This window comes from Oceanispirochaeta sp. M1, assembly GCF_003346715.1.
Lineage (GTDB): Bacteria > Spirochaetota > Spirochaetia > DSM-2461 > DSM-2461 > Oceanispirochaeta.
In genome coordinates this window covers 1-12,920 of record NZ_QQPQ01000048.1, presented here as the reverse complement: position 1 = coordinate 12,920, position 12,920 = coordinate 1, and the positions used below count along the sequence as shown (strand labels likewise).

The 12,920-nt window shown below is 40.7% G+C and carries 10 protein-coding genes; 1 reads left to right on the top strand and 9 read right to left on the bottom strand.

Annotated features, from left to right (window positions below):
• Positions 1 to 56 precede the first annotated feature (56 nt).
• On the top strand, positions 57 to 2,249 hold the full coding sequence (locus DV872_RS22395; RefSeq protein WP_114632199.1) for a HEAT repeat domain-containing protein: 2,193 nt from the start codon (positions 57 to 59) through the stop codon (positions 2,247 to 2,249).
• A gap of 42 nt (positions 2,250 to 2,291) precedes the next feature.
• Here DV872_RS22395 and gpmI read toward each other — a convergent pair whose 3' ends face one another.
• The 9 genes from gpmI to DV872_RS22355 form a co-directional block, all read right to left on the bottom strand.
• Complete coding sequence (gpmI, locus tag DV872_RS22390; protein WP_114632198.1) at positions 2,292 to 3,947, bottom strand: 2,3-bisphosphoglycerate-independent phosphoglycerate mutase; 1,656 nt, start codon at positions 3,945 to 3,947, stop codon at positions 2,292 to 2,294.
• Positions 3,948 to 4,114: 167 nt separating this feature from the next.
• Entirely contained in the window at positions 4,115 to 4,723 is a 609-nt protein-coding gene (gene dhaL / locus DV872_RS26860; RefSeq protein ID WP_199563526.1) for a dihydroxyacetone kinase subunit DhaL, read from the bottom strand.
• Positions 4,724 to 4,762: 39 nt separating this feature from the next.
• Positions 4,763 to 5,758, bottom strand: a complete 996-nt coding sequence (gene dhaK, locus DV872_RS26855) for a dihydroxyacetone kinase subunit DhaK (protein ID WP_199563525.1) — start codon at positions 5,756 to 5,758, stop codon at positions 4,763 to 4,765.
• Complete coding sequence (locus tag DV872_RS22380; RefSeq protein ID WP_114632197.1) at positions 5,755 to 6,858, bottom strand: glycerol dehydrogenase; 1,104 nt, start codon at positions 6,856 to 6,858, stop codon at positions 5,755 to 5,757. Before DV872_RS22380 ends, dhaK begins: the two co-directional genes overlap by 4 nt.
• A 306-nt stretch (positions 6,859 to 7,164) precedes the next feature.
• Positions 7,165 to 9,021, bottom strand: coding sequence for a methyl-accepting chemotaxis protein (locus DV872_RS22375; RefSeq protein ID WP_114632196.1), 1,857 nt, complete (start codon positions 9,019 to 9,021; stop codon positions 7,165 to 7,167).
• Positions 9,022 to 9,173: 152 nt separating this feature from the next.
• Complete coding sequence (locus DV872_RS22370; protein ID WP_114632195.1) at positions 9,174 to 10,913, bottom strand: ABC transporter substrate-binding protein; 1,740 nt, start codon at positions 10,911 to 10,913, stop codon at positions 9,174 to 9,176.
• An 81-nt stretch (positions 10,914 to 10,994) separates the two neighbouring features.
• The gene (locus tag DV872_RS22365; protein WP_114632194.1) at positions 10,995 to 11,294 is read right to left on the bottom strand and encodes a DUF2160 domain-containing protein; all 300 of its coding nucleotides are present in this window, start codon (positions 11,292 to 11,294) and stop codon (positions 10,995 to 10,997) included.
• Between the two features lie 3 nt (positions 11,295 to 11,297).
• Positions 11,298 to 12,116 carry a carbohydrate ABC transporter permease gene (locus DV872_RS22360; RefSeq protein ID WP_114632193.1) on the bottom strand — a complete coding sequence of 273 codons (819 nt, stop codon included), beginning with the start codon at positions 12,114 to 12,116 and terminating at the stop codon, positions 11,298 to 11,300.
• On the bottom strand, positions 12,113 to 12,736 hold the full coding sequence (locus tag DV872_RS22355) for a carbohydrate ABC transporter permease (RefSeq protein ID WP_255566877.1): 624 nt from the start codon (positions 12,734 to 12,736) through the stop codon (positions 12,113 to 12,115). Before DV872_RS22355 ends, DV872_RS22360 begins: the two co-directional genes overlap by 4 nt.
• Positions 12,737 to 12,920 lie beyond the last annotated feature (184 nt).

The window sequence follows — 12,920 nt, the reverse complement described above, 5'->3', positions numbered from 1 at the left end:
TTAAATTAAATATGATCTGATATATTCTGATCATACATTTGATAAGGATACTTCATATGCCCCGGCTGACAGCTTTAAAAAACAACTCTAAAGGTATAGAAACTCTCAGTAAGATGATAGGCGGCAGTTCTCCGCATCACTGGATGACAGAAACCCTCATGTCAATGGATTCCAATGAAAAAGATCTGCCCTGGAAACGACTGCTTCTCGGCTACGAAGAGGATGTCCTCATCCTTGCCATGCACAAAGATTCAAATCTCCGCTATCACGGCTGCAGTATTCTTATCTATTCTAAGAATGAAAACTGCCGCCGTCATCTGTGGGGAATGTTCCGGGACAGCGAAAGAGCTATCAGGATTTTGATGATCCGCATGTTTCAGTCTGAAGACCGTCACAGACTCTACAATACCCTGTTTAAGATTTATCTCAATGACCCTGTCCCTGAAGTCAGAGAATCAGCCTTCACCAGAATTACCAGGGATTTTTCTGATCTGTATTCTATAAATCCTACTGCTCTGAGCCTGGAAGAAAAGATCCACTGTCTTGAACTGCTTAATATAAAATCATCCCACGATCATGATCTTGCTCTTCAGCTGCTCAATGATCCACAGCCTGGAGTTGTTCTTGCTGCTGGACTCTATCTGGAAAAGACCGGAACTCTGGACAGCATGATTCAAAAGGCAAGATTAAAGGATCATGAGGATATTGATAGAAGAATCGGTCTATTGCAGACAGTTGCTGATCATCAGCTCATATCCTTTCTGGAGAAAAAAGAGAATCTTAATAATGCCGGGTCACTTTTTACTGCACTGTCCCTGTATGAGTCGGGTACACACAGTAATCTATTTGCCTGGACACTGGAGCAGATATTTAATCTGAATGACAGTAAAGCAGTGAACCTTGAGATGAAACACCGGGCTCTTCAATGTCTGACCAGGCAAAAAGATCCTGACAGCCTCATTCTGATCAGAGAGTTACTCAAATCCCCAAAAAGCGAGATACACCCCTACCTTCTTGAACATTTACCAAGTGAAGGCGGTATTATATATTATCCGGTTCTTAAAGATTTTATTCAGGATATAAACTTCCCTAATATTGACAGCCTGTATAAGGCTTTCAAATCTGTTCCTGTTAACCTCTGTCTATCTGATCTCTATTCCCTGATCAGGAACGTTGAACTGAATATTGAAATCAGGCGCAGAGCTTTAATTATTCTCTCTTCGTTTTGTGAATACAGCTGTACTCTTTTTATGCTGGAGAATCTTGATCTTCTGAAGAAAGATGAGATGAAGGATTTGGCTGAATCGGTTTCATCCTGGAACAGAAAAGCCTTTGATAGAGATGTCTCTCTTATTTTTTCACAGCCCGATGCAGCCCTCCACCAGAGCCTGATGGAACTTCTGGCATCAGCAGCTGACACAAATTATATTTCTGAAATTGAAGAGAAACTTCTTTCTCCCCAGGCAAAAACCCGCATTACAGCTCTACACTCTCTCCAGGAACTGAACAGCATTGGATCTATCGAGAAAATGAAAGGTCTGTTTTACGATGCTGAAACTCGTGTAAAAGCTCATACAGCCGCAGTTTTCATTGATTGGGATAAGGAAGAGTGCTTCAATGAGATTCAGGTACTTCTAAAGGATAATTTAGAATTACCGGAAATCCACGATATCATTCTGAAGGCTGCAGAAAAATCTGATAACAGAAAACTGATTCCCATCATTGCCGGTCTATTCAGTAAAGACGGGATTCCTGAGGATCAGCTGATCAATACGCTAAAAATGAAGAAATCCAGTGAAGATATCAGAATTCTGACAGCTCTATACGGAGATTCAGATGAATACACAAAAGAGTGTCTTCAATTACTGTTTAAAAGTATGGGGGAAGAAGCAGAGCAGATCCTATTGTCATTGCTTAGTGATGATGTGAGCAGTTCAGATATAAAAGAGATTCTGGAAAAAACAGGGTTTGTCGAGAAAATGATCGGTAATCTGAAAAGTCCCTTCCCTGGAAAACGAAGAGAAGCAGCAGATGCCCTCTGCAAAATATCCACACAGAATGCCTGCCGGGGACTACTTTCAGCCGCCAGGGATATCAGCCTGGATATAAGGAAAATGGCTCTCAAGGCCCTTTTTCAGGCACAGGAGGACAAGGGTATGCTCAGTCTGCTCAAAGAAGATCCGGATAAGAAAATAAAGCGCCTCGCCCTATGGACAGTATCCAAAATAGAAAAGACCGGCACCCTGTAAAGGATTAACCGGCCTTATATTCAGTCTAAAACTGTTATCTCATTATTTTTTCTGAAAAACTGAAACATCATAGTCTGCGGGTGCTTCATATCCCAGAAGGTTGATAGTAGTTGCACAAACAGAACTGATTCCAAGACCTTCTGTCAGCTTCTCTGAATAATCACCCTTATACTCTGGATCGTAAATGATACAGGGTACGGGATTCAGTGAATGAGAAGTCTTTGATTTGGGTTTACCGTTTTCTTTGATAATGACCTCTCCGGTCTTCTTGTCATGTTCGAACATATCATCGGAGTTACCATGATCAGCTGTCAGAATAAGTACACCACCCGCAGCTTCAACTGCCTTTCTGATTCGACCGATACTCAGGTCCATGGCTTCCATGGAGCAGACAACTGCCTGAAAGACACCAGTGTGTCCAACCATATCACCATTAGGAAAATTCAGCTTGATAAGCTCATACTCTCCACCCTCAATAGTTTCAATTACTTTGTCAGTTATTTCTGCACATTTCATTGCAGGTCTTTGCTCAAAGGGAACAACATCAGAGAGAACTTCAACATAGGTTTCCAGCTCTTCGCTGAACTTGCCTGTTTTGTTTCCATTGAAGAAGTAGGTAACATGACCGAACTTCTGTGTTTCAGAAATTGAGTACTGTTTAACCCCTGTTGCACAGAGATATTCTGCCATGGTTCTGTCTATGGTAGGAGGATTAACAAGATACTGAGCGGGAACATGAAGGTCTCCGTCGTATTCCATCATTCCGGCATACTCAACTGCAGGGACTCTGACTCTGTCAAATTTATCAAACTCATCGCCTTTTTCAAAGGCAGCTGTAATTTCAAGGGCTCTATCACCTCTGAAGTTGAAAAGTATGACGCTGTCACCATCTTCCATGGCTCCTAAAGGAACACCGTCTTCGGCAACGATAAAGGGAGGAAGGTCCTGGTCAATGGCACCAGTTCTCTCTCGGAGAGAGACAATGGCATCGTGGGCGGAATCAAAGAGTTCGCCCTCACCCAGTACATGAGTATTCCAACCACGCTCGACCATGCTCCAGTCCGCATTGTAACGGTCCATGGTGATTTGCATTCTACCACCGCCGGAAGCGATACGTGCATCGAAGGAATCGTCAGAAAGATCTGCAAGATATTTTTCAAGGGGATCAAAGAAATCAAGAGCGGATGTCTCACCCACATCACGTCCGTCAAGGAGTGCGTGAACTCTTACTGTCTTAACACCGTCATTCTTAGCCTGTTTTACCATAGCTTCAAGATGATCTACGTGGGAGTGCACATTTCCGTCTGAAAGCAGACCGATAAAATGAAGAGCCTGATCCTTACCGGCAACATGGCCTGTAAGTTTTTTCCAGACATCCCCTGTGAACATAGCTCCTGATTCAAGAGAAGCTGCAACAAGTTTTGCACCCTGAGCAAATACACGTCCACATCCTATGGCGTTGTGCCCTACTTCGGAGTTTCCCATATCATCATCAGAAGGAAGACCTACAGCTACTCCGTGTGCCTGAAGTTTTGTTACAGGACAGCTGGCAGTCAGTTCATCCAGAGTCTCTGTAATGGCTGCCTGATAAGCATCGCCAGTTTCATATTTACCGTATCCAACACCGTCCATTATACAAAGGACGACGGGACCTCTTCTTTTTTCTATAAAGCTATGTTTTTTAAGGGCTTCTACCACAATAATACCTCTTTAACCTGTGTTTATTTCAGCCTAATAAACATAGTCTGTAAGAGGGTTAAAAATCAAGGGGAGAGGCGTTTGTGTATTCTTAATCAAAATAGAAAAACCCCCTCAAAGTTTTGTCTACTTTGAAGGGGTTAGTACAATAAGATGGTATTTAATAATCAGGCCAGACTTTTATATAATTCTGTAAATATAATACCCAATGCCATAGCCCCGGCATCTGGATGTTCTAAACTACGTTCACCGACATAGCTGGCTCTTCCTTTATTTGCAACCATGAATTTTGTCTTTTCAGCACCATTTCTGGCTGCTGCAGCACCTTGTTCCATAGCGACAAGCATATCTACACCATCATCTGCTCCGGCCCTGAGAGCAACAGTTGTAGGGATAAGTGCATCCAATAATGTTTTATCTCCAAGTTTTGCTTTACCTCTTTTTTGGATACCAGCTACTGCCGCTTCCATCAAGTCTGCAAATTCTGCAAGATTCACTTCTGTTTTCCCTTTGGCACTTTTACCGGCGGCTCTAAAAGCAGAACCCCATATCGGCCCGGATGCTCCACCGCAGTACTCTGTGATAATCATTCCGGCATCTTTTAAAAAAGCACCAATATCTTCTTTGGATAAATCATTCCATTCTTGTTTTAACTGCTTAAATCCTTTTGCTACGGACATTCCAAAGTCACCATCACCAGCGACAGAATCAAGTTCACAAAAATAGACTTCATTTCTGATAATGATTTCACCCATAGTTTCAGTTATTTTAATCATTTCTTCTGTATTTAACGTAGTCATAATAATGTCCTGCACTTATTTTTTTATTGCGATGGTGTTCACTGGTGCATCATAATAATTCTTTAATTCATCATCTAGTTTAAGCATCGTAACAGAAGCCCCAGCCATGTCTAGTGAAGTCATGTAATTGCCAACCATTGTATCGTAAACGCTTATCCCCTTTTCAGATAAAATCTTAGAAATCGAGTTGTTAAATACATAGAGTTCCTGTAGAGGAGTGCCGCCAAAACCATTAACCATAAGCGCGACTTCGTCTCCTTCTATAAAAGGTAAATCAACTAAGAGTAGCTCAAGACAATCGGCAGCCAATTCATCTGGAGTACGAATTTCCTGGCGGGCGACTCCCGGTTCTCCATGTATTCCTACACCAAACTCAATTTCATTTTCAGACAAAGTGAAAGTTGGAGATCCTTTAGCGGGAACGGTACATGAAGTTAATGCAAAACCGATAGACTTTACATTATCAATAACTTTTTCAGCTACAGTTTTAACTTCATCTAAGGATAAGCCCTTTTCTGCTGCAGCCCCTGCAATCTTATGCACATATACTGAGCCCGCAACGCCTCGTCTACCGACTGTATACAAACTGTCCTTTACTGCGACATCATCATTTACATAAACTTTTTCTACTTTAATATCATCATCTTCTTCAGCCATTTCAGCAGCGGCTTCAAAGTTCATTATATCACCAGAGTAGTTCTTGATTATCAGCAGAGTCCCTTTTTTTGATTCTGTTTCGGTAATGGCATTATAGACCTGAATCGTTGATGGTGATGCAAATACATCACCGCATACTGCAACATCTAACATCCCCTCTCCGACATACCCGGCATGAGCCGGTTCATGACCAGAACCACCACCGCTAATAAGAGTGACTTTATTGGAATTCAATTTTTTTCTCATTAACAGTTTATATTTTTCATCAAAAGCAAACTGCTCCGGATGGGCTGCAATCATTCCTTTACACATATCGAGAACCAGAGTCTCAGGTGTATTTATTATTTTTTTCATTCAGCGCTTCCAATTTTATCTGCAGCAAGAATAGCAGCAATAACAGCGTCTTCAGTTACAGGGAACGGCATATTATGGATGCTTTCCTCGGGGATGGTTGAACCTTTGGCTACGGCGCAAATCTTTTCCATGGTCACTTCATTCACCCCAAGGTCCTTCAAGCAGGTAGGAAGTCCAACAGATTTACAGAATCCAATAACTGTCCTGATTTCATCCATGGGTGCATTTTCCAGAACCAGGTGAACCAAGGTTCCAAAAGCAACCTTCTCTCCATGAAAAAAATGATGGGATTCTTCTAAAACGGTCAATCCGTTATGAATGGCATGAGCCGCAGCAAGTCCGCCACTTTCAAATCCTAATCCGGAGAGGAGAATGTTGGTTTCAACAATATTTTCCAGGGCAGGTGTAGCAACATTGGCTTCACAGGCAAGTTTGGCCTTAAGACCATCTTCCAGCAGGGTTTTATAGCATAGGTCAGCAAGAGCCATGGCTGTCATAGTTCCTGAAGCGTCTGCTCGGCCGTTTCCACTGGCATTAACCCTGGCAAAAGCTCTTTTGCAGGATCTGGCTTCAAAAAAAGTAGAAAGGGCATCTCCCATTCCAGAGACAAGAAATCTTGTGGGTGCCATGGCGATTACAGCTGTATCAACAAGAACAACATCGGGATTGCTGACAAAATAAGCATAATCATCAAAAGCCCCATCATTAGTGTACAAAACTGCTGAGGAACTTGTTGGAGCATCGGTCGCAGCAATAGTTGGACAGATAATCACTGGTTTAACACTATCAGCAACACATTTTGCTGTATCAATGGCCTTACCACCACCAAGCCCGACAACAACATCGCAGTCAGCCTCAAGAGCCACTTTTTTAAGACGTGCTATCTCATCTCTGGAGCATTCTCCCCCAAAATCCGAGGTTACAAAACTTATGCCGTATTTCCCAGCTGTGTTATCAAGCTGCTTTTTAACTCGGGCAACATCATCCTTATGTGCTATCAATAATGCTGATTTTCCATATAGGCCGATATATTCTCCTAAATCATTAAGTGCACCTTCGCATTGCACGTACTTACTGGGTGAAATAAATGCTTTTCTCATATACTATTCTCCTCATTATTTTAATAGCTAATTTTCTATTTATTTAATTATCCCATGGAAGTTCCCGGTTGACATTGTATTAAACCACTATGTTAAAGGAACATTTTGTTGAACTATTATCTTCAAAATATATAAATAGTAATATTCAGCAAATTCAGTACTATATTTTACTGTTTAGACAGCTGACCTAAGCAACAATAATACTTATCTTTTCTTATGATTATGATTTGACGGATCATCACTGCTTTGTTATCACTTTTGATAAGCGAATTCTTACAATGCTTCAGAATTATTTTTTTAAAAATATTATTTTATAGTCGTAAAATATCCTAATTCATCATTAATACACTCTGCAACGGAATCTATGGTACCAGTCAGATCCTGAATGGCAGATATAGCTTCAGAGATCCTGGTTAACCCGCCAGACATATGATTGATACCGCATTTAACACTACCGCTTATTTTCTGAACAGTTTCAGCTGCTTTCTCTACTGTCAGAGACTGATCATTTATATCACTTGAGTCCTGTCGAACATCGATAGCCATAGTCTGGAGGGAGTTCATCACTTCCAGGATCTGATCACCACCGACATTCAATTCAATCATACTCTGGCTGATTTCTTTCATTGATCCAAATAGATCTTCAACTTCTTTTTCACTCTTTGTAAAAGTTAGAAGTGTTGTCTCACATGAAGAGCCGGCAAGCAGAATATTCTCAATAATCTCTGTCAGAAAGACTCCAATTTCGCGGGAATTCAGGGAAGACGCTTCCGCAAGTTTTCGTATTTCATCGGATACAACAGCAAACCCCTTCCCATACTCACCGGCATGAGCGGATTCAATTGCTGCATTCATTGAAAGAAGATTTGTCTGAGAAGCAATATCGTCAATTACTAAAATCATATTCCGGATAGCATCAATGCTGTCATTGATTTTCTGAATACTCATGGAAGTCTCTTTTAACTGGTTATTTCCCACCGCAATGGATTCTACCATTGTTTTCAGGCTGCCCTGCTTCCGGACAGTAACCTGTTTTACATTAAAAATAGATGCCATCATCTCATTTACTGCAGCAGAGGATTCTTCAATCATAGAAGTCTGTACCAAGATACTTTGGTTTAGGTTTTCAATTTTTTCTGAAATATACTCAACAGACTGATAGGAACTACCAGCTAATTTATTAAGTTGTTTGATAACTTCATTCATCTCATCTGTACTGATCGTGATTGAATGGATAGAAACTTTTGTTTCCTCCACCTGTCCAATCAGTTTGTCACGGACTCTGAGATTTTCATTAGAGATCCCTTTAATCATAGCTATAATCCCTTTCAGAGTGTTCTGAAAGAGGGTAAGATTATTGTTTAAGTGATACAAATCATCCTTTGTTTCAATTTCAGTTATTGTAATCAGATCTCCATCTTTCAGACGGCTGATACTGCCTTCTATATATTTAATATTAACTACAATTTTATTAGCAAAAAGGAGACTTAGAATGAAAATAATAGTTAGAATAACTACAATTGCTCCTCCTGAAACCAGTCTCGATTTCTTTCCTATTCTGAGAGCTTCCTGATTGATTGCGTCAAATTGCTTTATTATTGCAGTAAGAGAACTATCCAGGATATTTTCATATAAACTATGCTCATATAGGAAATCTGTAATGGCCAGATTAAAAAGAGAATTCTGTTGTTTCTCACTATTTTGCAGGGCAAATTTATCTTTGTAGAGTATTACAAAGTTTGAGGAATCTGTTACAAAGTGAATTTCATCAACTGCTTCTCTGAACCTTGATTCTTCCTGCTTGAATTGATCCAGATTCTCTAGTCTCATTTCATTCCAGCTAACAGTAATATCCAGAGCTTTTGCAACATTAGAACTTTTAGAGCGGATAAATTCAATTTTTTTTACTTCTTCAAAGGCCATACTGGTTTTGCCTGCAGCATCATAAAAATCTTCTACACTCTCCATATAGGGGGATTGGCCCAGAAGACGAGAAAAAAGAATTTGTTCATTAAGAATACTGTCTTTGAGAGATGTCAGGGTCGCCGTCTCTCTCTCTATCGTTTTAATATTTCCAAGGGAGAGGAAATACCCTCCTGCTATGAGGATAAAAGATGATAGAATAATGGAGATAAGTGCGAATAATTTACTTTTTATTGACATATTGTATCACCCATAAAGTTATTGAATTATATGTTCATTTTCGTTCATGATTATTAACTGGAAATTGTTTCAATCTATAAATTGGTCTTAAAATCATCTACAGAAAAGAAGGGCCCTGATGAATCAGGGCCCTTCCAATCAATTAGAGCTTTTTAGTTCCACTCTTTGATCAATTCATCATAGGCAATGGTTTTAGGTTCTTCATCAGGCCGTTCGGCTTTAGGAGAACCAGGCTGATCCAGCCAATACTGGGGATCTCTCTCGGGATTCAATTCGGGAGAGAACTGTTTAAGATTCATTTTACCCATCAGGTCATCCATATCACGAGCCAGATTGTCCATAGATTCCTGAGGAGTTGTATCACCTGTAACGGCAGTAGCGATATTTTTCCACCACTGTTCTGCTAACAGAGGATAATGGGGAACATTGGGTCCAGAGTCAGTCCACATATATTCTACGGGAGATTTGTAAAATGTTACGATTCCGCCGTAGGTTCCTTTTTTCTCTTCCTCAGCAAGATAATCAGAGAATACTGTTGATTTACGTACAGGAGTACGTCCGACAGTGAATTTTTTCAAGCTGACAGTTTTTGAACTTGCAAACTGAGCCCATAGCCATGCTGCTGCACGATCATCACCAGTTACACTATCCTTAAGAATTGTCCAGCTACCAGCATCCTGATATCCGACTTTCATGCCTTCATCCCAGTACTTTCCGTGGGGAGTAGGTGCAACACGCCAAAGTGGTTTACCATTCTTATCGGTTACAGGGCTTTCTGGATCATTAAATGCAGGATCTGCGAGCCAAGTAATATACTGAAAAGGACGCTGTGCAATATTCCCGCGAGAGGGAGTGGGTCCAGCTTCAGACCAGGTCATTGATGCGGCATAATCTGGAGCATAATTCTTCATCCAGTCAACATATTTGGTTAATGCATAAACGGCGGCAGGGCTGTTTGTTGCACCACCACGGGATACACTGGCACCCTTTGGTATTTTATTTTCTACACGGATTCCCCATTCATCAACGGGAAGACCATTGGGGATTCCTACATCACCAACACCTGCAATAGAAAGCCATGCATCGGTAAAGCGCCATCCCAGAGATGGTGATTTTTTACCATAGTCCATGTGGCCATATACTGGTTCACCATCAATAGTACCATCGCCATTTACTTCATTAGTAAAGAAGTTGGCAATGTCTTCATAAGCAGCCCAGTTGACAGGGACACCAAGATCATATCCATAGATAGCTTTGAACTGTTTCATAATATCAGCATCAGTAAACCAGTCATACCTGAACCAATAAAGGTTTGCAAATGCCTGGTCGGGAAGCTGTAATTGATTACCATCATAATCCTGACCAAACTCAGGGTTCAGCCAGTCATTAAGATCCAGCATTGGATTAGTAACTGCTGCACCTTCTCCAACCATATAATTGTTGAGGTTCAGAGCACTGTTCGCTCTCAGATGGGTACCGATCATATCGGCATCATTTACATAGATATCATATAATTTTCGGCCTGTTTGAATCTGGCGCTGGATACGGTCTACAACTTCACCTTCTCCAATAATATCATGAGTAACCTTTATGCCGGTAAGCTCTGTAAATGCTTCAGCCAGCACTTCAGATTCCCATTTATGTGTCGCAATACCTTCGGCACAAGATACGATTTCCATACCACGATATGGTTCTGCTGCCTTTATGAACCATTCCAGTTCCTGACGTTGCTCCTCTTTAGTGAGAGCCGATGGACTGAATACTTCAATCCACTTTTCAATAGCCTCACTGCTCTCTTCAGCAGTTGCTCCCTCCTGCTGGCCTTCACCAAACAGTACACCGGGAACGATCAGACACGTTGCTACACATAGCAGCAATAGGGTTTTTCTCATAAACCTCTCCTTTTTTATTTTTTGTTCTTCATTACATTTTTGAAAATAGTCACCATCATTTTCTTATGAATATGATGGATATTATCCCCACTTAAACACACTGAAGAACCAAAGAACCAATATTATTACGGCAACAACTAAGAAGTTATCCCCAAATATACCAAGCCAGAAAAGAAAAAATACGATCGAAGAATAGACTGCGATAAAGAGCCTGTCTCCACGACCAGTTTCGATGGGAAGAAACCCTTTTCTATCAACATTCGGGCGGTAAACACCCAGAATACTCAGGAAAATAATGGAACCAAATACACCAATCATAAAAAGTGCACTCGGCAGGGTCCAATACATCCATCCGAAAGTTTGAACTAACCAATTTATCATTTATTACACCCTTCCTAAGGCAAAACCTTTTGCCATGTTATTTCGTACGAAATATACAACCAGGGCACCAGGAATTATTGTAAGTACACCTGCTGCCGCCAGAAGCCCCCATTTGACTCCCTCTGCACCTATTCCAACAGTCAAAGTAACAACAACAGGTTTTGCATTTACAATGGTTGCAGCCTTTGCAATGATCAATTCAACCCATGAGAAAGTGAAACTGAAAAATGCCGTCACACCAATTCCGGGTGCAATGAGAGGAATAAAGATCTTTCTGAAAAAGTGTACGAAGCTGTACCCGTCAACAAATGCTGTCTCATCAATCTCCTTTGGAATACCTGACATAAATCCCTCAAGTATCCAAATGGCCAGTGGTACATTGAATAAACAATGTCCCAAAGCAACTGCTAAATGAGTGTCATGAATATGAAGGGTATAGAACAGCTCTGTGAATGGAACGATAAAAACTGCGGCCGGGGCCATCCTGTTCGTGAGTAACCAGAAGAACAGGTGTTTATCACCAACAAATTGATATCTTGAAAAGGCGTAAGCTGCTGGAACAGAAACTAAAAGTACAATGATAACGTTAAGGCCAACATAAATAAGAGAGTTTGCAAAACTGCTCATCCACACACTTGAAGTAAATATCTCTATATAATTCTCAAAAGATATGTTTTTGGGAAAATAAGATAGTCCACTCAGAATTTCGGCATCTGTCTTGAAAGAAGTAATCAACATCCAATAGATTGGAATACTCAACAAAATAAAATAAGTAATTAAAAATATGTATCTTTTTTTAAGTTTACCACTTACATGTGTCATGCCTTCTGACCCCCACCCTGTCCTACTCTATTTAAAACCTGAAAAAACAACCAACTGACGACCATGACAATTACAAGATAAATAATTGAGACAGCCCCTGCGTAACCCAATTCATATGATTCTGCTTTTCTTGCGACAAACATACTCATATAGGTTGTTGTATCCCCTGGACCACCACCTGTAAGAAGTAGAGGTTCAGCATAGATTTTAAAGGAGTCCATAAATCTCAGGAGAAACCCGAGAACCAGTACAGGTCTCAGTTTAGGAAGTGTTACAAAGCGAAAAGTATTCCAGGAAGAAGCACCATCAATCTCTGCCGCACGGAAGAATGCATCCGGTATAGCCAGGTATCCCGAATATGCCAGTAAAACAACCAATGGTGTCCAATGCCACACATCCAGAATAAAAACAGTCATAGTCGCATCTAAAGAATTCAACGATACATTGTATGAATAGTTAATCCAGCTTAGAACCTCAGGAATCAGGCCAATATCTGATTGTGAGAACAGTCTCCATACAATTCCGACTACATTATAGGGAATCAGAAGGGGTATACCCAACAATACAAGTGATATGCCGACACCAATTCCTTTTTTAGGAAGGGATAGTGCAATCATAATTCCCAGTGGGATTTCTACTGCTAGAATAGCAATGCTAAAAAGAAGCTGACGCCATAATGGATAGGCTACACTGTTTCAGACAGTAATTACTCGGACACATTATAATTTCCAGATATAATAGATGTGAGGGTTTAGATGATAGAGAATAATGAGAAGTCCAATATGTCGAAACGATATACAGAGG